This window comes from Lentibacillus populi, from assembly GCA_014642895.1.
Classification (GTDB): domain Bacteria; phylum Bacillota; class Bacilli; order Bacillales; family Amphibacillaceae; genus Lentibacillus_C; species Lentibacillus_C populi.
In genome coordinates this window covers 1-23,919 of the sequence record BMJD01000045.1, presented here as the reverse complement: position 1 = coordinate 23,919, position 23,919 = coordinate 1, and the positions used below count along the sequence as shown (strand labels likewise).

The window sequence follows — 23,919 nt, the reverse complement described above, 5'->3', positions numbered from 1 at the left end:
CCTTCTCTTTTCCAAGGTTCCCAGTTGTCATTCCAGAAATGTCCTTTTAAAAAGTATCATTATTTTTAACCAGCCTGTCAACCAGCCACTTAACAAAGATGCCTATCAACATATAAAAAGGGATGGAATATAAATGCTCCCATCGGATTAACATGTATATGTCCATTTTTGCGAATAGTGGCTCGGCTACTATAACCGCAAATAAAAGCAACAGCACAAGTGTCAGCAAGTACGATACCCACGTTGTTCTGTATTGGTATAAAAGCATATAAAACACTGGAATGATGGCAATATCAACGGAATACAATTGGTTTGTGAAAAAGGCAATCTGATAGGGATAGAACCAAAATACTAGCGAAAGCCCGATGTCATCCAAAACAACTGCGGTTAAACTGGTAAATAAGCCTACAAGCAGAATGCGATTCAAGTTTTTTTTGTCAACTAATATTGCCCAAACTATCCACACAAATACCGTTACAAAAATCAAAAACCACCACTGATATGAGAAAATCACATGTTCAAAAAAGTAAAGTTTTTTTAACTCAGCAAACTTTTCCTGCGTTTTAATCATTTCATCAACAATTGCAAACATCATTTCTGGTCAACACCTTCAACTGAAATGCATTATATGTATAATTTGTTTTTCGGCAATATATATACATAACACTTCTATCAGAATAAACTCCCCTTTTCGGGCAACCCTATGGATAAATTAGTAAATCGGAGTTTTCTAGATGGATAATTATACAAACGACAATACCGCGAGACGATATATAGCACATGTAAGTATATTTGGCACAACGCAAATCCACCTAAGAAATCCTTATATTATTGCCTGGTGGAGTGCAGCATTTCCCGGATTTGGTCATCTGCTTTTATCAAAGTATATTCGTGGATTTGTGTTATTCATTTGGGAAGTTATCGTAAATCTGAATGCAAATATAAATTTAGGTATCATTTATTCTTTTCAAGGTGATATTGAAAAAGTAATACAAGTATTGGATACGCGCTGGCTTCTGTTGTACATGCCGGTATATTTATTTGCCATTTGGGATAGTTACCGAACAACGGTTGACATGAACAAGGTTTTCATCCTCGCCGACCGTGAAAATCATCGTTTTAATACTTTTAGCATAGGGGCGTTGGAGATTAACTATTTAGATAAAAGGAATCCCTTGCTTGCAGTTGTCTGGTCCCTTTGTGTACCTGGGTTGGGACAGCTCTATATTCATCGAATAGGAGTTGCTTTCTATGTTATCATTTGGACGATAATCTTTTTCTACTTTTCCCATATACTGGAGGCTATCCCTTTTTTGTTTCTAGGTGAGATTGATAAAGCTACCTCTTTAGTAAAACCCGAATGGCTCCTGTTCTTGCCATCTGTTTACGGGTTTTCGCTCTTTGATTCGTATATGAATACCGTTGAAAATAATAAGCTTTTTGAAAAAGAACAACGTGATTTTTTACAAAAAAATTATCAGCATTCTAAGTTTACGCTTTTAAAAGGGAAAAAAGTGAAGTGATCAATCATGCAGCTGTATGCAACCTTCGAAAGTAACATTTTTCTGGAACTGGCTCTTTCTCAATTAGAGCAAAAAGGTATCCATAAGGAAAATATCTTTGCGGTTCCCCTTGACAACCGAACGGAAAAACGCCGAGTGTTTGATAGCATTCATCGAGCGGATGGAATTTCATTAATTGATATAGGAGTGGCACTTGCAACAGCTTTCTCCGTAGTAGGGATAAGCATCGGTTTTAAGTTGGCGTGGGGGCCGATATTCTGGGGTTTAATCAGTGCTTTTACCGGATTTGCCCTTGGATTTGCGATAAAATTATTTATTGTATTTTTTGTTGAGAAACGAAAACGGGTTCTAATCGGAAAGCATTCTGAAGTTATACTCATTATTGATTGTGAAGAAACACAGAGTGAACTTGTTGAAGAAATTCTGTGGAATCACTTTGCATTAGGTGTCGCAAAAATAAAATAGAGGTGGGTCCCAACCAATGGAACCCGTTTCGGTATATGTCCCGAGATTGTTACACCCCAACATTAGTCGAAAGTGGCAATGTAATTTTTGATGGAAGATTTCCACCTTGATAGACCTGTTGAAACTGCGGATTTCCCGACGATGCTGTTCTGGTTGTTTGCCCATTATTCAGGTTAACATCATAAAGGGGGGCATTACTTGCCGTTATATCAAGGCGCAATTGATGTCCCTTCTTTATTGTGTATGCCGTATGCCCGATCACCAATTCCACACAAAATGGCATGTCTAGCTCTGTCACCTTTTGGCGGTAGAATGTGTCGATAATGTTATAAACATCTCCAGTTGGCTCAACATCTGACAAACGGACAGCAAGATCAAGAAGCGGTGAAAAAGCAGAAACCCAGATACTTGCTTTAACGGTACCTAAAATATGGATATCTTTTTCTTGGAATGGATAATTGTAAACAAGTACATCCTCTCTGTCCTGGATATCCCCAATCTGAAACATGCCTGAATTATGTCCAGCAATTAAAACACCACCACCCCGTGTTGGCACGGGTTTACCGGGATCTAAACACAATTGACATTTCGTTTCCGAAGCTTCCGGAGTATCAAGCAATTTCCCATCCCCATTACGTGTTTGCGCATTTCCATTACTAGCGAGATACAGTTCTTTTTTACGAGAAACCGGTGACCATTCTACATAAGCCTCCCATCTCTTCTGTTGCATAAGGTAAAGATGAACCGGTTTTTCCATTGACAATGGTTTATCCTTTAACCATTTGTCAAACCAGTTAATATGAATCTCCGTTGGGTCTTCCAGCTTATCAACACCGATGTTTGTTTTAGCATTAGCAAAATATTTATCACCAGCCTGACCAGTCATTTGCTCGTGTGTCCAGGGCCCGATCCACAGCATTCTCGGTCCATGATATATTTGATATGCTTCTAATGTCGAACCGAGTAATGAATCAAACCAGCCACCCATAAATAAGGCCGGAATTTCTATATCAGCTAACTTCTCCTTCACTTGCATTTTTGCGATATGGTCAGAAGCAAGCTTTTCATTGATAACATCAAAATAAAATGAATCCGGATCAAGATCTTTCATCGGCGTCCAGTCTTTGGCTGGTTTTTCGTAAAGCCATTCAGTAAGTTTGTTGATATATTCCGGAGCCTTAGCTGCTCTCGGATCATTACGCCGTTTTAACTGATCGAATATGATAGAGCCAAGTGTCCATGTTTGCAAATTGGCTGAACTGCTTGCAGCTTCATATCCGCTCAACAAATCTTGCCAAGGATCTGCCATTGTCATAACAGGAGCGATGGCTTTCAAAGAAGGCGGCTTCTCCACCGCTGCGGCTAATTGTGTATAACCGTGATACGACATACCGAACAGTCCGACTTTCCCGTTGGCATATGGTAATTTTGCCGCCCATTCTACTGCATCATAGCCATCGTTTCTTTCATGGATAAACGGATAAAATTCCCCATCCGATGCAAAGCGGCCACGAACATCTTGTAAAATAACAATATATCCCGCTGCAACCATTCGTGGTACTTCCACATATTGATCGTAATAACGCTTTGTCTTTTTATCATAAGGTAGTCGTAACATTAAAACAGGATAGTACCCACCTTCATTCGGACGGTATATATCGGAACGCAAAATTGTACCGTCTCTTAATTCGCACGGAACATTTTCCTCTACAATCATTTTTTCATTCACAACATTAAGCCCCTTTCCTGTAAATGCAGCACTTAAAACTACCAAGTGCTGCATTTACATACTAAGTTGTTATCAAAAGGAGGATAAAAAAGGCCGAGGTCGGCTAAAGTCTCAGGCGTCCTGTTGCCACACCGACACTAGCACGTCCTGTGCGTTGAAGTTCGAGGCGCATAGATTCCAGCAGTACAGAAACAAGCCAACGAGCTTCACAGGGTGTGGTGACTTCGACGTTCGACACAGAACTTGTTGGTACTTAGTCGAAGATCCCCTATCCCGATGTGTCGTTTTACCGGACTTTTTGAACATTCTATATTAGGTTGTTTGTGGTTTGGATGATTTAACAGGGTGCAGCTTACGTTCAATCCATCCCATAAGCAGATCTGCAACAATCGCCATTAGCGCAGTAGGAATGGCACCTGCAAGAATAATTGCCGTTCCATCCGTGGCATTTGTCCCACGTAAAATAATCGCACCAAGTCCACCAGCTCCAACAAATGCGCCAATTGCAGCAATTCCGATTCCTACTACAAGAGCAGTTCTAAGTCCCGCCATAATAACACTAATGGCCAGTGGCAATTCAACCATTCGAAGCAGTTGAAAACGTGTCATGCCTGAAGCAAACCCAGCTTCTATTACTGTTTTGTCTACCTCTTTCATCCCGACATACGTATTTTGTGTAATTGGCAGTATAGAATAAAGCATCAAAGTCACGATAACTGTATTCGTACCAAGTCCCATCACAATCATAATTACTGCCAGTGCACCCAAGGCAGGGATTGTCTGAATAATACTGCCAAAAGCAAGTACCCAGCTGCTTAGTTTACTATATCTAGCAATCAAAATGCCTAGCGGTATCGAAAATAAAGCTGCAAAGAATACACCATATGCAGCCATCAGAAAATGCCGGTAAAATTGCTCCCAGATATACCCCGAGTTATTACCGACAAACGTGATAAGCTGATCCCATGTTTCCATTTACTTTCCCTCCCCTTCTGCTTCAAAATAATCGTTCTCTTCCAGGAATTCTTTTGCTACTTTCCTTGGATTCATTAATTTCACATCTGCTTTATAGTTCAATTCCTGCATCTTCTCAGTGGAAATCGTTCCAGCCAACCGTTTTGTAATATCTTTTATTTCCGGATATTTTTCTAAAATATCATTTTGAATAACAGGTGATGCATCATAAGGCGGAAAGAACTGCTTATCATCTTCCAGCACTTTTAAATCAAACTCTTGGATTCGGCCATCAGATGAATACGCTAAAACAACATCCATATGACCACTGGCAGCAGCCTGATAAACAAGGCCAATGTTCATCGGATACACTTCATTAAATGGAAAGTAGGTTTCTTTAAATCCTTCATAGCCGTCCCCTTTCCGATTGATCCAAGCATTATCAACACCAAAACGTAATTCATCCGCATAAGGTGCCAAGTCGGAAATAGTCTTAATATCGTTTTCTTCGGCAAATTCCTTTGTAACAGCTACTGAATAGCTATTTTCAAATCCATACGAATCCGTCCATGCTTGGTCAAAGCGCTTCGGAAATTCCCGTTTCACTATTTTCATCGCTTTTTCCGGATCTGTGATCGGATCCATTCCTAATGCACCTGAAATATCCGTTCCTGTATAACGTGTAGATGTGATATCAAGATCTCCTCTTGTCATGCCTTGATGCTGAACGATCGATGAACCAAGATGCGTGACAAGTTCTGTATCCAGATCGGTTTCCCGTTCAATCATAATCGATAAAACTTCCCCAAGGATTTCGGATTCTGATGTCCCAAGTGTGCCGATTGTAATCGTATGTTTCGTTGTACTGGCAAGGCCAGGAAGTGAACACCCTGATACCAGCAATACCATTACTGTACTAATCATTTTGATAATCGTTTTATTCACGTAGGTCACCTCCATTTACGTAGTTTGATATGTTTCTTTAAATCCGCTCGGTGTCAACTTCCTCTCGAGAAGTGCAAGCAGCCTGTCTGCAATTAAAGCAAGGATCGTTGCCGGAACCGTTCCAGCAACAATTAATGCAGGCTGATAAAGATTCAATCCATCAAAAATAAAATCTCCGAGTCCCCCACCGCCAATGAAAGCAGCAAGGGTCGCCCATCCGATCAGATAGACAGTTGATAACCGAATTCCTGCCATAATTACTGGAAGTGCCAATGGAAGTTCGATTTTAGAAATCGATTGCCAGTTACTCATGCCCATCCCTTTTCCAGCTTCACGCACTCCACTATCAACGCCGCGGACACCAATATACGTATTCCGCAATATCGGCAGCAAGGAATAAAAGAACAGGGCAATGATAGCAGGTAATTTACCAACCCCCATTATGGGAATAAAGAATGCGAGAATAGCAAGACTTGGTATAGTCTGCAGGATGCCAATGAATGATATAAGCCGATCAGCCATTTTAGGAATCCGGGAAAACAGGACCCCAAGGGGAACCGCAACAATGACACCTAACAAAATTGCAGCTAATGAAATATATAAATGTTCCCATGTCTTAATAACGAGCTCACTGCCATGCAATGATAAAAATTCAGCCATATTTTTCTACCTCCTATTCTGCCGATGCAGTAGTTTCCTCTATGTCAAATCCATCTCCCCAGATCGTATCGTAGACGAGGGTTGCTAGCGTTGCTCTCGTTACGATGCCTACAACCCGATGTTCCTTATCAACGACAGGCACGTATTTTACGCCTCGCCGCAGGATTTTATAAACTGTATCCCTTAACAGACTGTCTTTAGAAACGAACAGAAATTCTGTCTCCATTGCTTCTTCCACTTTATCCGCTTTTTTGTATGCCAGATTAATAATTTCAATATCAATATAGCCTTTTAAGACATGCTCGGAATCTATTACAAGCAAGGAATCGACATGTTTATCACGCATCGTAGAAATGGCCGATTTAAGGGATTCACCTACCTGAACAGTAACTGGGGATGTCTCCATAATCTGTCCGACGGTTGTCACATCAGGACGGCCTTGAATCAATCGTTCTTTACCAAGAAATTCTTCCACAAAATCGTTGGCGGGATGGCGCAGAATTTCATCCGGGGTATCCACCTGAACGATTTCCCCATCTCGCATAATGACAACACGATCCGCCAATTTCAATGCTTCATCCATGTCATGTGTAACGAATACAATCGTTTTATCCAATTCCTTTTGCAGCTTTTTAAATTCATCCTGTAATGAGTCGCGGGTAATTGGGTCAAGTGCACCAAATGGCTCGTCCATTAATATTAACGGCGGATTGACAGCAAGTGCCCTTAGTACACCAATTCGCTGCTGTTGTCCACCACTCAATTCATGTGGATATTTTTCCAAATACTCCTCAGGTAAATCTACTAATTTGAGCAATTCCCTTGCACGTTCATCTTTTTTCTCCTTCGACCATTTTAAAAGTGTCCCAACCAGAACAATATTCTCTTTTATCGTCATTTGTGGCATCAGCCCGATTTGCTGAATAACATAGCCAATCGAACGGCGTAATTCAACGGGATCCTGATCATTAATATCTTTACCGTCTACCAATATTGTCCCTTCCGTAATATCAATTAATCGGTTGACCATTTTCATCGTCGTAGTCTTTCCACATCCACTTGGTCCGATAAAACAAACAAATTCTCCCTTTTCAATTTTAAGATTTAATTTGTTAACAGCAGGTTTATCCCTGCCATAATTTTTCGTTACATTTTTAAATTCTAGCAAAGTACCAAACACCTCCGTGTTAATTTTTGTCGAAATATCCTGTTTAAGTATAATGAAAAAAATTCAATCCGTAAACTTTAGAAAATACGTGTAATTTTTATTTTATAAACTTTATAAACTGTATATCTAGGTTTTTCTTCGGTTTTCTTGATTTTAGGGCATGATTTGTTTTTGGAATACGTTTATTCCCAATAAAAAACAGGCACCAGCAAATGCTGATGCCTGTTTTTTATTGGAAAACACTATTCAGTTAATAGTGGATAGTAACCTTCCTCGTTATGTGTTTCTTTGCCGACAAGCGGTGGGTTAAATACACAAACCATGCGCATTTCAGTTCTGGCTCTGAGAAGATGCTTGTCATGATCATTCAAAATATACATAGTACCTGGTTTCAACTGGTAAATATCACCAGTTTCTACTTTTTCAATTTCCCCTTCTCCTTCAATACAGTAAACAGCCTCAATATGGTTTTTGTACCAAAAATAATTTTCTGTCCCTGCTTTAATCAGTGTATCATTCATGCTAAAACCGACATTATCCTTTTTCAATAAAAACCGGCGACTTGTCCAGTTTTCTCCAGATGTTTCATCCTCTGTTCCGATGATATCTTCCAATGATTTTACGATCATTTGCATATCTCCTCTCTATCGTTAATCTGCTGCCAGTATATTAATCTAAAACGTGGTTAATGCTTTCTTCCAGAATCATTAACCCTTTTTTTAATCCTGCTTCATCAATAATGAGTGGGGGTAAAAATTTGACAACCTCGTCATTGGGCCCTGAGGTTTCCACAATTAAGCCGCGTTTAAATGCCTCCGCACAAATTTTGCCGGAAAGATTGTCAGTGTTCTCCACTGCGATCCCTTGCATTAATCCCCTGCCACGGGCTTCTCCGCCAAGTTCCGGGTATTTTTGGATAATTGTTTTGATTGCGTTGTGTAGAAGGCTTGCTTTTTCTTGGATGGCTATACTGAATTCATCTGTTTCCCAATAGGTTAGTGCTTCTGTTGCCGCCAGAAAGGCAAGGTTGTTACCGCGGAATGTTCCGTTGTGTTCTCCCGGTCCCCATTTGTCATACTCATGTCTAATAAGCGTAATCGCCATTGGCAGGCCAATTCCGCCAATTGACTTTGACAAGCAGATAATGTCTGGAACAATACCTGCAGGTTCAAAGCTGAAGAAAGTTCCGGTTCTGCCGCATCCTGCCTGCACATCGTCAACGATCAGCAGAATATCCCAGCGGCGGCAGATGTTCTCAATCTTTTTCAACCATTCCATACGAGCAGCATTAATGCCACCTTCCCCTTGAACGGTTTCTAAAATAATTGCTGCCGGCAGTGCGACACCACTGCCGCTATCTTCTAAAAATCGTTCCAAATAGCGGATCGAATCCTGATCTTCTACATACTCATCGAATGGCATCGACACAGTATGATGAAGCGGAATTCCGGCACCATGGCGTTTAAATGAATTTCCTGTTACGGAAAGCGAACCGATCGTCATACCGTGGAATGCATTGGTAAAACTGATGACAGTATCGCGTTCAGTTACCTTTCTGGCAATCTTCAATGCGCTTTCAACGGTATTGGTTCCAGTTGGTCCGGGAAACATAACCTTGTAATCCAGTTCGCGAGGGGTAAGGATTACTTCTTTGAAACGCTGCAAAAATTCTTGTCGTGGGGTTGTACCCATATCAAGACTATGAATGATTCCGTCGTTTCGAATATAGTCAATCAATTTTTCCTGCATGGCAGCATCGTTATGGCCATAATTCAACGCCCCTGCCCCTGCAAAAAAATCAATATACTCTTTGTCATCGATGTCCCACAGCTTATATCCTTTGGCCTTGGTGAAAATAGTCGGCCAGCTACGACTGTAGCTTCTAACTGTTGATTCCAATTCTTCAAACGTTTTCATTTTCGTATCGGTTAGTACTGCCGTTGTCAATTACATCATCCTTTTCATTAATTTTTTCTCTTCGAACGGCCCAATCTTGTACAATAGCTCATTTTCGTGTCCCGTTCGTGGAAAGTCTATTGACACAAAATAATTAGAAATGGAATATTTCGTATCAAGCTTTTTTGCAAGACCTAAAAATAAATGCTGTGATGGTATGTTTGATGGTGATACGGTTGCTTCCACATAGCGAACATCGGTACAGTACTCCCGTTCGAGCAGCTGGAACAGCATCCGTGTTCCCAGTCCATTGCCTCTTACAGATTCATGTACAGCCACTTGCCAGATAAATAGACTATCCGGTGTTTTCGGATGGATAAACCCGGATATAAATCCGACAATATCCCCTTGTTTTTCCACTACAATGGATGTTTCCGAAAAAATTTCACACCACATAAGATAACTGTATGATGAGTTGAGATCCAAAACACCAGTATGTTTAACTAGCTCCCAAACAGCAGCCCCATCGTCTTTCGTGGGCTTACGAAAATGAAATTCCTTAGTCAGTTCTGTTGGTTTCACCAATTCCTTCGTTCCACTTTTAATAATGCTTTCACCTCCGGATTGATTTTTCAAAAACAATGGTACGTTTCATAGCTTATACGACTGCCATTTGTTCGTCAAAAGGCATTAAACGTGATATACCGCAGTTAAACACGATCAGTAACGATGAAGCGTGTTTAATGAACAATGCTTATAAATAGCTGTAAAATAGTATGGAATAATCGGAATTTTAATCACTTGACAAATTAAAGCAATAAAAAACTGCGCCATTCGTAAATTTTGCGGCACAGTCATTTTATTAACGTTATGAAAATATAGTTTTAAATACATAACTGACTTTATCATAGCCCATTTTTTTCTCATAAAACCGATGGGCAGCTTTACGCTGTAATCCTGACGACAGCGCAACACTTGTATAATGATGCTCTTTTGCCCACTCTTGAACGAATGAAAGCAGTTTTTCACCATAACCATTCGACCGCTTGCTAGTATCTGTAACCAAATCACAGACCCAGACAAACCTGCCATAATAGAGGGTTATCATTGGTTTAAATCCAGTAACTGCAACGATTTTCTGGTCATTAAATAAAGCAACTAGTTTATAATTGTCATTTTTCTGGGCATCCACAACCAGGTCAAGGTATGTATGTTTATCGAGATGTGTTCGCAGCTGGTTCATAATTGGGAATGCCTCTATTATTTCTTCTCTTGTTTGAAGTTCTCTTATTGTCAATGTGTCCATACAAAAACTCCTTCCTGTTCCGTTGATTAGTCTCTAAGTATATATTTTTCGGCAAAATTCGCGGGGTGACAATGATGTGCTGCTGCCCACTACACTTATCCTATTTTAGCATACTTTATTAGTGTAATTTTGGTATGAGCGAGGTGAATCAAAAATTGAGTGAGAAAAAAGATAATCAGCCAAGAAGATTTGAACGGCCGCAATTCAATCATTTACTGGATCAAATCGATTCGTTTTTTAATGATTCCTTTAATCACTTCAACTCATTTATTAACAAACGATCGATTAGAGTTAACATGCGTGAAACGAAATCCAATGTCATCGTTGAAGCGGAATTACCTGGGTATAAACGGGATCAGATTCAGTTGGAGATCATCGGCAATCAATTACGAATTACGGCCGAGGACACTTCTACCTATGAAGAAAAAAATGATAAAAGTATGTTCTATAACAAAGAACATTCCTTTCAAAGAGCAGAACGTCTGATCACACTGCCATTTACCGTTTCCGAAAAAGACACAAAAGCAGCATTAAACAATGGCATCCTCAAAATAACGATCCCGAAAAAGAATGAAAGCAGAAAGTTTATTGATATAAACGATCCTAAAGAAAAACGGTAACGATGTGGGGGTTGGGAAAGTGAATCGGTCGATTTTTCCGGTGAACCAGCTTTGCGTAGTTTGATGCATGCCTAAAAGCCGGGTCCTTCTAGTCAGTCGAACCCGGCTTTTACTAAAAATGTACATGTTTATTTTACAAATTAACCATGGTCCAGCTTCTTTCTCATTAGCACAGAAACATCCTGGAAGCCCAGTCTTTCATAAAGTCGTTTAGCAGGGTTGCCGGAAAACATCTGTAATTGAACACTTTTGAATCCTTGTTCTTCTAACCGTTTAAACGCTGCTTTGCATAATCGCTCTGCTATTCCATGGTTACGGAATTTAGGTAGTACATAAACCTCCGAAATAAAACCGACCATTTCATCATTATAAAAATCAAAATTTCGACCAACACCGATCCAGCCCTGTACTGCACTGTTTTCCATCTGGACGAGATAAGTTCCGCCGTTGGATAATAATTGAGAAACATTTTGCAGCGCTTTTTCCCGTGAAGTTTTTACATTACCGGTAACGGAATCTTTCATTACATCTTCGGCGTGCTGCATAATAAACTGCAGTTCTTTTTTTCCGGCTTGGCGAATTGGCATCATTTCACATCCTTTTCCCGCTTCTAAACAGGGCAGATATTTATCTGCCGCTGTAGAACCGATCTTAACGATTGAAAAACTTGGAAACCATCGGACTAATCATAGGACTTACTTGACGATAAATATCATTTACCTGTTTGGCTGTCGATGAAATTTTTTCAAAGTCAAAATTCCCATCAGGTGTCTGGAACATCGACAATAGTCCAGGCCGGTTTTGCATCTGCTGTCGCTGCATTGGTCCAGGCCCAAATCCAAACGGTGATGGTGGCGGAACTGGTCGTCTTGGTCTGCCAGGAAACATACAAGCACCTCCTGTAAAAGATGTCTGTTGTATGTTATTCAAAAGCGGGGGGTTATGGAAAGATAACTGTCCTGGATGTGCAGATTATTATTTTGGAAAAAATAATAATAAACCGTCTTCTAACATAATGCATTCACTGGATAGTGCCATCAATAAAAAGCGATAAACCAAATAGATTCATCGCTTCTGCAAACATTTTTTCTCATTCACTATACTCTAGTATAATGCGGCCATTTCCTTGCAACTCATAGCAAAGTATATTCATTCCTTCTCCGGTTGTTCCATCTGCTTAACCTTTTCCCGCACTTCCCGGATGTTCTCCATTTTGTTGTCCCATGTCCGCTGGCTCAGGTCAACTGCATATTCTTCCGGATTGGTTGTCCGTTTAAATTCCTCCCATAACAGCTTCAATTGCTGCTTCGCATAGTCCTGCATGTCAAAAATACTCGGATTTTCATAGATTAATTTACCACCCCGGAAAATATCCTCATGCAAATTAACCGCTCTGAAATTGGTCACAAATTTGCTTATATAGGTATGAACCGGATGAAACATCTTTAAACGTTTCTCCTCTTCAGGTGCTTCATCGTCCAATGTAATATAATCTCCCTCCGCATGACTATTTATCGTATTCACAATCCGGTACAGTTTCTTCATTCCCGGTGTTGTTACCTTTTCTGGATTACCGGATATTTTAATCGTATCAACCATCTCACCATTCTCGTCTTCGATTGCAACCAGTTTGTACACCGCACCCAATGCTGGCTGGTCAAAAGCCGTAATCAGTTTTGTACCGATTCCCCAGACATCGATTTTTGCTCCTTGTGCCTGCAAGCTCATGATAGTGGACTCATCCAAATCGTTGGAAGCATAAATTTTGGCATTAGGAAAGCCTGCTTCGTCAAGCATTTTGCGGGCACCTTTTGATAAGTAAGCCAAGTCACCACTATCCAGACGAATACCTAAGAAATTGATGGAATCACCTAATTCTTTGGCAACTTTAATCGCATTTGGTACCCCGGATTTCAGCGTGTCGTATGTGTCCACCAAAAAAACGCAATTCTTATGGCTTGCCGCATATTTTTTAAATGCTGTGTATTCATCCCTGTATGCCTGAATCATGGAATGTGCATGGGTTCCAGCTACTGGGATACCAAATATTTTCCCTGCCCTGACATTACTTGTTGCCTCAAACCCACCAATAAACGCTGCGCGCGTTCCCCATATGGCTGCATCTAATTCATGTGCACGCCTCGTTCCAAACTCCATCACTAGCTGATCTTCGACAATTTGCTTCATCCTCGATGCTTTTGTTGCAATCAATGTTTGGTAATTGACAATGTTAAGCAATGCACTCTCTACCAATTGAGCTTCTGCCAAATTTGCCTCTACCCGTAAAATAGGTTCATTTCCAAAAACAATTTCCCCTTCCCTTAACGACTTGATATTGCCACTAAAACGAACCTGTTTTAAATATCCGATGAAATCAGCATCATAAGCTAACTCCTCCTGCAAGTATGCCAAATCTGACTCACTGAACCGGAAATTTTTAATGTAGTCGATAATTCGCTCGAGCCCTGCGAATACACCATATCCATTCCCAAATGGTAATTTCCGAAAATATAAATCGAATACGGCGCGGCGATTATGGATATGATCATCCCAATATGTTTTTGCCATATTAATTTGATATAAATCAGTATGTAGAGCTAAGCTGTCATCCGTAAAAGTCATACTCAAACCTCCGATAATGGTGATACATTTACAAATTTTTCCGTCAAGCGCAAGAATGCTGCTTGTGCCAAAGGGCTACCTAAAACCATCCAATACACGCTTTTATCACGTGTGCTTTTTCACTTATATTACCCTTTTCACCAAAATTAATTGAACTATGGTATAGATATTACCACTATTGCTCACTAAAATCATATAATATGTTGCCGTAATCCAAACATCCGTCGTCACGCTGTACTTCATGTGTTATCTGCTGAAGTTCACATGATTTATGCTGAAGTTTACAATTACTAATGTTGAAATTCACAATATTTACGACAAAGTTCACAGTAGCACGGCCAAACCCAATTCCCGTATCTCCTCGGGCAAAAAGAAAACCCCAGGCTAATGCCCAGGATCATACTTCGAACGAGCCAATTAAATCTTACGTTTCCCGATATCCCGTATTTGCTTTCACCTTCACTTCGGCATATCGTTTTGCATTCGTTTCCTTTGATAAGATCGTACCAAGATACCCGCCAAGAAAACCTAATGGCACAGAAACTAATGCTGGGTTGGCCAGTGGGAAAATCGGTTCGCCAACAAATAATGCTGCACCCTCGACCGGCGAGAAAACACTTGGACTCACAGAAACAAGAATTAATGCCGATAGCAGTCCCGACAGCATTGCGGTAATCGCTCCTGCCGTATTAAATTTTTTCCAGTACACAGTATAAAGTATAACAGGCAAATTTGCGCTTGCGGCGATACAGAATGCAAGTGAAACGAGGAACGCTACATTTAAGTTCTGTGCAAACAAGGCAAGAATAATTGCAAGCACGGAAACAGCAAGCGCCGCATAGCGTGCTGCCATCATTTGTTCCTTATCTGATGCTTTTCCCTTTTTAAAAATTTGACCGTATAGATCATGAGCGAATGCCGAAGCACCTGATAGAACAAGGCCAGCCACAACCGCTAAAATGGTAGCAAATGCAACCGCAGAAATGAAAGCAAATAAGATTTCCCCGCCTAACGCTTCCGCCAATAATGGTGCCGCCATATTTCCACCCGGATTTGCCGCAAGAATATTCTTCTCTCCAACGAAAGCCGCTGCACCAAACCCAAGAAATAATGTCAGTATGTAAAATATACCGATTGTCCATGTTGCCGTGATAACGGAACTTCTAGCCGTCTTGGCATCCTTCACGGTGAAGAAGCGCATTAAAATATGCGGTAAGCCGGAAGTTCCAAACACCAAGGCGATCATTAGTGATATCGTCCCCAGCCCCTCTTTGTACTTTAATCCAGGTTTCAGGTAATCCGCCCCATGGCTTGTCACGGTTTTTACCTCACTGAACATCTCCCCAAGATTAAAATTGAATTTTAATAAAACGAGGAAAGAAATAATGATCATGCCAGCCATTAACAAGACAGCTTTGACAATCTGCACCCAGCTTGTCGCGATCATACCGCCGAATAAGACATAAATCGTCATCATGACACCAACGATTAATACCGCAAGCCAATAGTCCAAGCCAAACAGCAGCTGGATAAGAGCACCTGCACCAACAAGCTGTGCAATCATATAAAAAATACTGATTGTAATCGTGCTTAGTGCAGCTGTCCCTCTGACCTTCTTCGCGTCAAAACGGGAATTAATCATATCAGCAAGTGTATATTTACCGAGATTTCGAAGTGGTTCCGCAACCAAAAATAAAACGACCAAGTAAGCAATCAGAAATCCAATACTATAAAAGAAACCATCAAATCCAAATAAGGCAATTGCACCAGCAATTCCAAGAAAGGATGCTGCCGATAAATAGTCTCCGGCAATAGCAATCCCATTTTGGAAGCCAGTTAATCCCCCGCCTGCCGTATAGAAGTCACCGGTTGTTTGCGTCCGTTTAGCTGCATAGTAGGTAATAACCAGTGTTATTATTACAATTAACAGAAATAGAACAACGACAGTCATATTCATGAGGCTTTTCCTCCCTTTTTAAGCTCTTCACTAATTATTTCCTCTGCTTGCCGGTCGAAGGAGGCAGCCTTTTTTACATAAACTGTGCATAAAACCCATGTCATAATAAATTGGGCAAACGCAAACAGCCATACCCAGGAAATATCACCAATCACCGGGGTATTAAGAAATGTTGTATAGGATGTTAAAACAGGAAGTAAAAAATAAAATAACAGGAAAAAGACGGTTAACGGCACGATGAACTTTTTTCTTTCCTGCATTAACGTCTTAAATCGACTGCTGTTTGCTACACGGACATAATCAATCGCATTATTTTCACCTTCATTTGCTTGAATTTTCTTTTCTGCATCCATACGCATCCTCCTAAATTTTTTCTAGTGTTTGCACCCAAGTTCTCTCTTTTCAGCTACTGTTCGTCCCTCCCTTCGCGAAAACGCTTACGTAAGCGGATAAACATTTCTTAAGAATTGAATGGTAATTTTGCCTCAATGGCTAGATCCAATGTCTGAATAGGCTTGATTAATGTGTTAGTAGTTACACTTCAATAGTTTAAAAGTACCTTTCTAGCTCTCTATATTATAATATTCGATACGGAGGTTAATTTTCCTGTTTAGAAAGTAATTAATTTTAAATAATCTTATTTTATTTCATAATATTTTCTCAATCAAGGTCACGCATTGACTTCAAATCTGAAGTTGAATATGATAAAAGGTGCGATAAAATTATGTAGAAGGAGAATCATTCCGATGTAAAAAATCCCCGTTAAGCAGATAATGACAAGCAAATAAACGAAATATGATATGGAAGGGATTTTTTATGAGTCTGTATGAAGAAGTAAATAAACGAAGAACCTTTGCGATTATTTCGCACCCTGATGCTGGAAAAACAACATTAACCGAGAAATTGCTGTTGTATGGTAATTTAATTCGATCAGCCGGGACAGTAAAAGGCAAGAAATCGGGTAAATTTGCTACATCTGACTGGATGGAATTAGAAAAGCAGCGCGGTATTTCAATTACCTCCAGTGTAATGAATTTTCCGTATGAAGGTTATGAAGTCAACATTTTGGATACGCCAGGTCATGAGGATTTCAGTGAAGATACGTACAGGACACTGACTGCTGTTGACAGTGTAGTAATGATTATTGATGCGACAAAAGGTATTGAAGCACAAACGATTAAACTATTTAAAGTCTGCCGAATGCGCGGCATTCCCATTTTTACGTTTATCAATAAATTGGACCGGGAAGGAAAAGAACCGTTTGCGCTTTTGGAGGAAATTGAGCAGGTCTTGGATATTGCCACGTATCCAATGAACTGGCCAGTAGGAATGGGGAAGCGATTTTTAGGTATTTTTGACCGTAAGAACAAACAATTTGTGCAATTTAACGGGAATGAGGAAGAGACATATATTCCATTCGCCGAGTTGGAAAATCCTGCTTATCGGGAATTACTGTCCCAGGAATCCTATCAAACAGCAGCGGAGGAGCTCTCCTTATTAGATGAAGCCGGAGATACGTTTTCATTGGATGACATCCTGGCAGGAAAGCAAACACCGGTATTTTTTGGCAGTGCCCTGGCGCCGTTTGGGGTGCATACATTCTTTAATACCTTTATTTCAATGGCACCAGCTCCTACACCAAGAAAATCAACCAACGGAGCTATTTCACCTGATAACTCAGATTTTTCCGGATTTATTTTTAAAATTCAAGCAAACATGAATCCTGCCCATCGTGATCGAGTTGCGTTTTTACGGGTATGCTCCGGTAAATTTGAGCGTGGTATGACGGTGAAGCTTTCGAGAACAGATAAACCGATTAAGCTCTCCCAGTCACAACAATTCGTGGCATCTTCAAGAGATACGGTCGAGGAAGCGTATGCCGGGGACATTATTGGTATTTACGATCCAAATGCCTATCGAATTGGTGATACATTAATCGAAGGAAAAGGGAATTTCGAATATGATGAACTACCGCAATTCCCACCAGAACTATTTAAAAAGGTTACAGCAAAAAACGTCATGAAGTCCAAACAATTTAAAAAAGGAATTGAACAGCTTGTACAAGAAGGGGCAATTCAACTATATAAAGGACATCGAACAGATGCCAATATCTTAGGTGCAGTCGGTGAGCTGCAATATGAGGTATTCCAGTATCGCATGAAAAACGAGTATAATGCAGAAGTTATGTTTGAATCAATTGGAGAGCGAATTCCGCGATGGTTGACAATAGACAAGATTGATGAATCGCTTTTTGACGAGCGAAGCATGCTGACCCGTGACAGGGAAGGGAATTTCGTCGTTCTGTTCAAAAACGATTTTTCCTTACGTTTATTCAAGGAGAAGCACCCTGATATTAAATTGGTTGATTTACTCGAGACGAAACGATACGGACAAATACGTTAAATAGTCATGGATGCCGTGATGGCATCCATGATTTATTTTTACCAGCACTTTTTCCAGAAAAAATATGAACTTTTTGTGTCTTTTTTTCAACATATCTGTTACAATAAATATATAGAAAACGTTTGCATCATTTTTGAACAACTAGGAGATGATTTAAATGGGTATTATAGTGATGTTTATGTTACTGGCAACACTAACCCCATTCCTGTTTATTCATTTGCATAGGAAAATACTTGCTGTAGTGCAAACCGTTATGCTTGTGGGAATGTGGCTGTATTATATTGAGGCCCAATTTCATACTGCACCAATTGCTTTTTCGATTATGTGGATTATGTTTTACGTAAGCATGATTCTCGCTGAGGTTGCCTGGGTTATGTTTATCATCCGAATCGTTAAAACATCCTATACAAACACAAGAACTACAAAAACCTTTAATCATTAATAAAAATCACCTTTTCTTCAGATGAGAAAAGGTGATTTTTGATTATTGTTCAGAGGTCGGAACCCTAAACAATTGAATGATTGCCTCAATAAAGGCTAGTACCGATAACACAGCATATATTGCTTTAAATGAGTATCCAGAGAACATTGCCGCCCAAAGTGAAAAAGCAGTCAATATAATGCATAGGGAAAACCCAATGATACACCTTGCCTGCAGACTGAATATACTACGCTTAGAAGGTTGCTTGTTTAACTCCATTTCTGCCACATCCCATTCCAATTAATCATGCATATGTTCCCCGTGTTGCTGCTGGTGTGCCGGACTGTCGTTGTGATGGTGACCAAAGCCATATGACATCGTAAATAACGATCCAGCAACAACAATTGCGACAATCACAAACCCATGGAACATCATATTCCAGGGAATGTGCCCATTTCCACTGGCTGACTCGGTCATATGCATGAACATGAATAACTGGATCGCTGCTTGAATAACAGCTAAAACCATGATACCCGTAATAACCCACCCTTTCGGTAAATCAGACCCAAGTGCAGCCCAGGCAGCGACGATTGTTAATGCTAGTGACAGAATAAAACCGATTATATGCTTTACGGGGATTCTTTTGGTTTTGTGTTCCATGCTACATCACCATCCCGATTAAATAAACACTTGTAAAAATGAAAATCCAAACAACATCTAAAAAGTGCCAGTACAAGCTAACAATAAATACTTTTCGGCTTGTTACCCTGGTAATTCCGCGCTGCATCAGCTGAATGACGAGTAAAATCATCCAACCTGCTCCCAGCGTAACGTGCAACCCATGTGTACCCGCCAGAATGAAGAAAGCTGACCAATATGCACTGGACTGTAATGTCGCACCTTCATGGACGTACGTGATAAATTCATCAATTTCGAAACCCAGGAAGGCAAACCCTAATAGTAATGTAACAATTAACCAAGTAAGCAGCCCCTTTTTAGAACCGTTCCGCATTTCATGAACGGCAATCCCGCACGTAAAACTACTTGTTAATAACAGAAATGTCATGATCAGTGTACTTGTCGGCTCAAACAGTTCAAAAGGTGCAGGTGCATCAGCGGTACGGCCAGATAACACAGCATAAGTTGCAAACAGGGTCGAAAATAAAGCAAGCTCTGCGGCAAGGAATATCCAAAATCCGAGAATATTCAGCCTGCTTTGTTCCGTCTGATATTCCAGTGGCCCTGAACTAAAGTTTTGCTCACTCATGATCTAGCCCCCTTCTGCTTTGTTCGATTTGTTTTATTTCATTTACACTGAAATGATACCCTTCATCATAATCAAATGACCGGATGATCATCATGATGAGCCCGCCTGCTAATCCAATCGCTGCAAGTGTTATCCATTCAAAGACAAGTGCAAAACTGGCAAAAAACAGGATAGCCATCATAATAAATGGTTTACCAGAGTTGCTTGGCATATGGATTGGCTGCAGCTTTTTCTCATCAAAGGTTGTTTCGCCCTTTTCTTTCATTTCCATAAAGGCATCAATATTGTTCACTTCCGGTAGTGTTGCAAAATTGTATGGTGGTACCGGTGTTGGTGTTGCCCATTCCAATGTCCGACCGCCCCAAGCATCACCAGTTGTTTCCCGTTTACTATACCGGAAACTATAGTAAATGTTATAGACAAAAATTGCAAAACCAATTCCCATCCCGAACGCACCGATCGTTGAAAGGAAGTTGAGTGTAAACCATTCTGGTCCGATATGGAATATTCTTCGTGGCATTCCATCAAGTCCAATAAAGTATTGCGGTAAGAAACAAACATGGAAACCGATTAGGAACAACCAGAAACTCCATTTTCCGAGCCGCTCATTCAATTTGTGTCCAAACATTTTCGGATACCAGTAGGTTAAACCGGCAAAGCACGCAAATACGGTTCCGGCGATTAATACGTAATGGAAGTGTGCAACTAGAAAGTACGAATTATGAAACTGGTAATCCGCCGCTGCCATGCCTAACATAACGCCAGTCACACCGCCGATCACAAAGCTTGGTATAAACGAAAGTGCCCATAGCATAGCGGTGCTAAATTCAATTTTTGATTTATGCAACGTCCCAAGCCAGTTGAATATTTTTACACCGGTCGGTACAGCTATCAGCATCGTCGAAACCGAAAATACGGAATTGACAAATGCCCCTGCCCCCATTGTAAAGAAATGATGCACCCATACAAGGAAGCTAAGTCCCGCGATAATGATAATCGACCAGACCATCGCACTGTAACCAAAGATTCGTTTATGCGCAAATGTTGCAATCACCTCGGAAAAAATACCGAATGCTGGCAAGACAACAATATATACTTCCGGATGTCCCCACATCCAAAACAGATTCGCCCACATCATCGGCAAGCCTTCCCCTGTAAGGGTGAAAAACTGCGAACCAAAAATCCGGTCAATCGTTAATAATGCTAATGCAACCGTCAGAATTGGGAAGGCAAAAATAATAATAAAACAAGTTATTAATGACGACCAGGTGAAAATAGGCATTTTAAACATTTTCATTCCTGGTGCGCGCATTTTCAAAATCGTCACCATCAAATTGATTCCAGTAGCTAACGTCCCAATACCGGCGAGCTGCAGTCCCATCAGGTAAAAGTTTTGACCTGGTCCCGGACTCAGTGCTGCCCCCGATAATGGCGTGTAGCTGGTCCATCCTGCATCTGGTGACCCGCCGATAACAAAGGAAACATTGAATAGCAAAGCGCCAAAGAAAAACGACCAGAAGCTTAACGCGTTAACAAATGGAAACGCGAAATCCCTTGCCCCGATCTGTAATGGAACAACTATATTCATCAAACCAATCAAAAACGGCATTGCCATGAAAATAATCATAACCGTACCATGTGTTGTAAAAATTTCATCATAATGCTGTGCACTTAAAAAATTCAAGTCCGGCACAGCCAGCTGTGTTCGCATCATCAAGGCGTCCATCCCACCGCGAAACAGCATGGCAAGTGCACTTAAAATATACATGATCCCGATTTTTTTATGATCAACGGTCGTCAGCCATTCCCGCCAGAGCCACTTCCATTTTTTAAAGTAAGTAAGGAGAAAGATGATCGCTGATGTAACAAGTACAATCGCAACCATTCCACCATAAATCAGCGGTTCCCCGGTAACAAAAAATTCATCAAGTTTCATGGTTTCACCAACTTCCCCACGTTAATTTTCAATGTGTTCTTCAATACTTTCGTCTATATTCCCAACTTCCAAATGCAATAACGTTTCATACTCTTTCCAGTGACGGATAATGTCATAATCCATTCCTTTATGTGTACCATGGTTTACCCAATCCAAATGCGTCGATGAAAATGTATGGCGATCAGTTAGACCAGGTTTCAGCAGTTTGTCATATTGCTCCTGGGTCAATTTTGGTGCATTCGTTTGTTTGTCTCTTACCCATTGCCCGAACTTATCCGCACTTTCTGCATGTACCTTAAATGTCTGCTCGGCAAAACCTTCTCCATTAAAATTGGAATTTCGTCCATCGTAGATACCAGGTTCATCTGCCTGTAAATAAAGGATGGTTTCCATGCCGGCCATATTGTACTTTTGCCCGCCAAGCCTCGGGATCCAGAGTGCCGCCATCGATGCCGTAGATGAGAGCCGGAATTCAATCGGTCGGTCTGTTGGAATGTGTAAGTAATTTACCGTTTCTATATCCTGCTCCGGATAGCTAAAAAACCATTTCCAATCTGCTGATGTAGCATAGATAACCAGTGGTTCCTTCTGCTCTTTTGCAGCAGTTGTTTCTGGCGGCTTTTCCAGATCAAACAATGTCGTTACGGTTGGAATAGACAGTGCAGTAACAATTAAAATTGGAATGATCGTCCAAATCGCCTCAATAGTCTTGCTTCCGTGGAAGTTAGGCTTATAACTGTTTTCCTTACGCTTTGGGTGATCACGATATTTTATAATAATTATGGTAAATGCCACGTAGACAACAAGAATGATTCCTGCCATAAAGAAAAGGGAATAAACAATTAGATCCCTTTGACTTTCCGCAACCGGCCCTTTCGGATCAAAAACAGCCATTTGATCACAGCCGCCGAGCAAGAGCACAATGCCAAATAACAACAAGATTAATCCTTTTTTGCGAAAAGGCATAAAATCAAGCATGTGTAACCCTCCCAATGTTTCGCTAAATTTGAATTCACTATTAACAACATGTATAACTTGTAAACCAATGATGATTAGTTTAACAAATTACAATAAGAAACATAAGTAGTTTCAAGGCTAATTATAAAAAGTTCACGTTATTGTTAAATCATCGACACAAAAAGTATAAATTTATGTGAAATAAATCACAGAAACCGTTTTCCCGAGATAACAATCGGCGATTCAAATCATCTTATGATTTCATACCTAAGATTACCCGTAAATAGCTGTTTTAACACCTTTTCTTGCATAATGACGTGGATACAGGTATTTCCAAATGGTAAGAAAAGTGTTAAATAAATGGCAAAGAAAGCCACTCATCAAGCTATGAGTGACCAAACTCCGTCCGATTTCAAAAGAAAAGCCACTCATCAGGCTATGAGTGACCAAACTCCGTCCGATTTCAAAAGAAAAGCCACTCATCAAGCTTATGAGTGACCAAACTCGGTCGGATTTCAAAAGAAAAGCCACTCATCAAGCTTATGAGTGACCAAACTCAGTCGGATTTCAAAAGAAAAGCCACTCATCAAGCTTATGAGTGACCAAACTCGGTCCGATTTCAAAAGAAAAGCCACTCATCAAGCTTATGAGTGACCAAACTCAGTCGGATTTCAAAAGAAAAGCCACTCATCAAGCTTATGAGTGACCAAACTCAGTCGGATTTCAAGAGAAAAAAGACTGCATATCACAGCGGCCTTGCCCATTTTTATATGTTATTTCCGTTCTCGCTTATTCTTTTTATTGTCCAGATTTAGAAATTCGCTATCATTAGCAATTCCAACATCATTTCCCAGTTTTTGGTGGTTGTCTTTGTTGTTCTGCCGATTCTTGTCTTTGTTACGGTTTTTATTTTGTTCCGACAAAATGAACCCTCCTGTTATGATTCTTTATGAGTATGTTGTCCATTTGAGAAAAAATTATTGATCGACATTCAATCACATACCACCTGTTCAACAGGTGGTTTGACTTAGCCCTATAAGGGCATGTTACTTGCAACGCCTTAAGGGCGTGGTTTCGCAAGCCGACTACA

At 40.4% G+C, this 23,919-nt stretch carries 25 protein-coding genes; 5 read left to right on the top strand and 20 right to left on the bottom strand.

Features of this window, described 5'->3' with window-relative positions:
• Window positions 1-46: 46 nt before the first annotated feature.
• Complete coding sequence (locus IEX12_RS19205; RefSeq protein WP_088049892.1) at window positions 47-595, bottom strand: CBO0543 family protein; 549 nt, start codon at window positions 593-595, stop codon at window positions 47-49.
• A gap of 139 nt (window positions 596-734) precedes the next feature.
• Here IEX12_RS19205 and IEX12_RS19200 point away from each other — a divergent pair, with 139 nt between their 5' ends.
• Window positions 735-1,523, top strand: a complete 789-nt coding sequence (locus IEX12_RS19200; RefSeq protein WP_088049891.1) for a hypothetical protein — start codon at window positions 735-737, stop codon at window positions 1,521-1,523.
• Between the two features lie 6 nt (window positions 1,524-1,529).
• Window positions 1,530-1,988, top strand: coding sequence for a hypothetical protein (locus IEX12_RS19195; RefSeq protein WP_088049890.1), 459 nt, complete (start codon window positions 1,530-1,532; stop codon window positions 1,986-1,988).
• 49 nt (window positions 1,989-2,037) lie between these two features.
• Here IEX12_RS19195 and IEX12_RS19190 read toward each other — a convergent pair whose 3' ends face one another.
• The 9 genes from IEX12_RS19190 to IEX12_RS19150 all read right to left on the bottom strand — a co-directional run bounded on the left by IEX12_RS19190 (window position 2,038) and on the right by IEX12_RS19150 (window position 10,646).
• Complete coding sequence (locus IEX12_RS19190; RefSeq protein ID WP_286171269.1) at window positions 2,038-3,717, bottom strand: CocE/NonD family hydrolase; 1,680 nt, start codon at window positions 3,715-3,717, stop codon at window positions 2,038-2,040.
• A 312-nt stretch (window positions 3,718-4,029) separates the two neighbouring features.
• Window positions 4,030-4,692 carry an ABC transporter permease gene (locus tag IEX12_RS19185; protein WP_088049888.1) on the bottom strand — a complete coding sequence of 221 codons (663 nt, stop codon included), beginning with the start codon at window positions 4,690-4,692 and terminating at the stop codon, window positions 4,030-4,032.
• The gene (locus tag IEX12_RS19180; protein ID WP_230856123.1) at window positions 4,693-5,595 is read right to left on the bottom strand and encodes an osmoprotectant ABC transporter substrate-binding protein; all 903 of its coding nucleotides are present in this window, start codon (window positions 5,593-5,595) and stop codon (window positions 4,693-4,695) included.
• Between the two features lie 36 nt (window positions 5,596-5,631).
• Window positions 5,632-6,276, bottom strand: coding sequence for an ABC transporter permease (locus IEX12_RS19175; RefSeq protein WP_102415407.1), 645 nt, complete (start codon window positions 6,274-6,276; stop codon window positions 5,632-5,634).
• Window positions 6,277-6,289: 13 nt separating this feature from the next.
• Window positions 6,290-7,444, bottom strand: a complete 1,155-nt coding sequence (locus tag IEX12_RS19170; RefSeq protein ID WP_188725711.1) for a betaine/proline/choline family ABC transporter ATP-binding protein — start codon at window positions 7,442-7,444, stop codon at window positions 6,290-6,292.
• 242 nt (window positions 7,445-7,686) lie between these two features.
• A complete protein-coding gene (locus IEX12_RS19165) occupies window positions 7,687-8,073 on the bottom strand; it encodes an ectoine synthase (RefSeq protein WP_088049884.1) in 387 nt (128 codons plus the stop codon).
• Window positions 8,074-8,113: 40 nt separating this feature from the next.
• On the bottom strand, window positions 8,114-9,361 hold the full coding sequence (ectB, locus tag IEX12_RS19160) for a diaminobutyrate--2-oxoglutarate transaminase (protein ID WP_088050969.1): 1,248 nt from the start codon (window positions 9,359-9,361) through the stop codon (window positions 8,114-8,116).
• Window positions 9,362-9,391: 30 nt separating this feature from the next.
• Window positions 9,392-9,982 carry a diaminobutyrate acetyltransferase gene (ectA, locus tag IEX12_RS19155; protein WP_308778122.1) on the bottom strand — a complete coding sequence of 197 codons (591 nt, stop codon included), beginning with the start codon at window positions 9,980-9,982 and terminating at the stop codon, window positions 9,392-9,394.
• A 226-nt stretch (window positions 9,983-10,208) separates the two neighbouring features.
• Window positions 10,209-10,646, bottom strand: coding sequence for a GNAT family N-acetyltransferase (locus tag IEX12_RS19150; RefSeq protein ID WP_088049883.1), 438 nt, complete (start codon window positions 10,644-10,646; stop codon window positions 10,209-10,211).
• Window positions 10,647-10,801: 155 nt separating this feature from the next.
• Between IEX12_RS19150 and IEX12_RS19145 the strand changes: the two genes are divergently transcribed.
• Window positions 10,802-11,266 (top strand): Hsp20/alpha crystallin family protein, encoded by a 465-nt coding sequence (locus IEX12_RS19145; protein ID WP_188725710.1) that lies wholly within the window; start codon window positions 10,802-10,804, stop codon window positions 11,264-11,266.
• Window positions 11,267-11,406: 140 nt separating this feature from the next.
• On the opposite strand, the gene IEX12_RS19140 is transcribed toward IEX12_RS19145, so the two are convergent.
• From IEX12_RS19140 to IEX12_RS19120, 5 genes are all read right to left on the bottom strand, one after another.
• Window positions 11,407-11,853 carry a GNAT family N-acetyltransferase gene (locus IEX12_RS19140; protein ID WP_088049881.1) on the bottom strand — a complete coding sequence of 149 codons (447 nt, stop codon included), beginning with the start codon at window positions 11,851-11,853 and terminating at the stop codon, window positions 11,407-11,409.
• Window positions 11,854-11,917: 64 nt separating this feature from the next.
• The gene (locus IEX12_RS19135) at window positions 11,918-12,154 is read right to left on the bottom strand and encodes a YppG family protein (RefSeq protein WP_088049880.1); all 237 of its coding nucleotides are present in this window, start codon (window positions 12,152-12,154) and stop codon (window positions 11,918-11,920) included.
• Between the two features lie 261 nt (window positions 12,155-12,415).
• On the bottom strand, window positions 12,416-13,888 hold the full coding sequence (locus IEX12_RS19130; RefSeq protein WP_088049879.1) for a nicotinate phosphoribosyltransferase: 1,473 nt from the start codon (window positions 13,886-13,888) through the stop codon (window positions 12,416-12,418).
• 424 nt (window positions 13,889-14,312) lie between these two features.
• A complete protein-coding gene (locus IEX12_RS19125; protein WP_088049878.1) occupies window positions 14,313-15,845 on the bottom strand; it encodes a solute symporter family protein in 1,533 nt (510 codons plus the stop codon).
• The gene (locus tag IEX12_RS19120; RefSeq protein WP_088049877.1) at window positions 15,842-16,198 is read right to left on the bottom strand and encodes a DUF485 domain-containing protein; all 357 of its coding nucleotides are present in this window, start codon (window positions 16,196-16,198) and stop codon (window positions 15,842-15,844) included. Before IEX12_RS19120 ends, IEX12_RS19125 begins: the two co-directional genes overlap by 4 nt.
• Before the next feature lie 463 nt (window positions 16,199-16,661).
• Here IEX12_RS19120 and IEX12_RS19115 point away from each other — a divergent pair, with 463 nt between their 5' ends.
• Both IEX12_RS19115 and IEX12_RS19110 read left to right on the top strand, forming a co-directional pair.
• Window positions 16,662-18,248: a peptide chain release factor 3 gene (locus IEX12_RS19115; protein ID WP_188725709.1), complete on the top strand. Its 1,587-nt coding sequence runs from the start codon at window positions 16,662-16,664 to the stop codon at window positions 18,246-18,248.
• Between the two features lie 157 nt (window positions 18,249-18,405).
• Window positions 18,406-18,690 carry a spore morphogenesis/germination protein YwcE gene (locus IEX12_RS19110; protein ID WP_088049875.1) on the top strand — a complete coding sequence of 95 codons (285 nt, stop codon included), beginning with the start codon at window positions 18,406-18,408 and terminating at the stop codon, window positions 18,688-18,690.
• A gap of 279 nt (window positions 18,691-18,969) precedes the next feature.
• On the opposite strand, the gene qoxD is transcribed toward IEX12_RS19110, so the two are convergent.
• The 5 genes from qoxD to IEX12_RS19080 all read right to left on the bottom strand — a co-directional run bounded on the left by qoxD (window position 18,970) and on the right by IEX12_RS19080 (window position 23,752).
• Entirely contained in the window at window positions 18,970-19,329 is a 360-nt protein-coding gene (qoxD, locus tag IEX12_RS19100) for a cytochrome aa3 quinol oxidase subunit IV (RefSeq protein WP_088049873.1), read from the bottom strand.
• Window position 19,330: 1 nt separating this feature from the next.
• Window positions 19,331-19,936: a cytochrome aa3 quinol oxidase subunit III gene (gene qoxC / locus IEX12_RS19095; RefSeq protein ID WP_188725708.1), complete on the bottom strand. Its 606-nt coding sequence runs from the start codon at window positions 19,934-19,936 to the stop codon at window positions 19,331-19,333.
• Window positions 19,929-21,872 carry a cytochrome aa3 quinol oxidase subunit I gene (gene qoxB / locus IEX12_RS19090; RefSeq protein ID WP_188725707.1) on the bottom strand — a complete coding sequence of 648 codons (1,944 nt, stop codon included), beginning with the start codon at window positions 21,870-21,872 and terminating at the stop codon, window positions 19,929-19,931. The genes qoxC and qoxB overlap by 8 nt, the downstream gene beginning before the upstream one ends.
• Window positions 21,873-21,893: 21 nt before the next feature.
• Window positions 21,894-22,850 (bottom strand): cytochrome aa3 quinol oxidase subunit II, encoded by a 957-nt coding sequence (gene qoxA / locus IEX12_RS19085; RefSeq protein ID WP_235000385.1) that lies wholly within the window; start codon window positions 22,848-22,850, stop codon window positions 21,894-21,896.
• 752 nt (window positions 22,851-23,602) lie between these two features.
• Window positions 23,603-23,752: a hypothetical protein gene (locus tag IEX12_RS19080; protein WP_188725706.1), complete on the bottom strand. Its 150-nt coding sequence runs from the start codon at window positions 23,750-23,752 to the stop codon at window positions 23,603-23,605.
• Window positions 23,753-23,919: the final 167 nt, after the last annotated feature.